Consider the following 682-nt stretch of genomic DNA (forward strand, 5'->3'; position numbering starts at 1 on the left):
GGATTCCTACAGCTAGACGGTCAAGCCCGACCGCAAGGATGTTCTTAGCAGCATTGATATCTCTATCATGCCATGTGCCACACTCAGCACAAGTCCATCCTCTTATTCGCAAGCCTGCTCTACCTTTCGGGCTACTGTCACTTATTTTGTGGCAGCACGAGCAGGTCTGGGTAGTGTAACTTTCATTTACCATCTCAAACTGACAACCTGCATGCTTGCATTTATATTCCAGTTGTCGTTTAAGTTCAAACCATCCTGCATCGTATGTCGATTTAGCGAGCTTGGTTTTTTTAGTTGTAAATGAGCGTGACTTAACATCACCAACCACAATCAAGGCATTGCCCTGCACTAGCTTGGTAGTGAATTTATGAATTAAGTCTAATCTTGTATTTTTAATTTTGGCATGAATGGCTTTAACACGTTTTTTATCCTTGGCACGCTGGGCTACTGCTAATTTATTCGCCCATTTTTGCGTTTGCTTAATAATTAGCTTGTCACCATTTGATGTAGTTGCAGACTCTTTTAAGCCTAAATCAATACCAATGCTGCCCTTACCACTTGCTTGTTTGGGGTAGTCTTTAACAGTAATACACGCATACCAACGATTACGACTGTCTTGTACTATCTCAAGCGTGTTGATTTGATATAGGCTTAGGTTGTAGCTATCGAATACATCTATGAT

The 682-nt window shown here is 41.2% G+C and carries 1 protein-coding gene; it reads right to left on the bottom strand.

The window, feature by feature from the left end:
* The coding region (locus A1232T_RS13400) for an RNA-guided endonuclease InsQ/TnpB family protein (RefSeq protein ID WP_143514021.1) at positions 1-682 on the bottom strand (682 nt) is incomplete at both ends.

The sequence above is a fragment of the Psychrobacter pasteurii genome (assembly GCF_900162815.1).
Taxonomy (GTDB): domain Bacteria; phylum Pseudomonadota; class Gammaproteobacteria; order Pseudomonadales; family Moraxellaceae; genus Psychrobacter; species Psychrobacter pasteurii.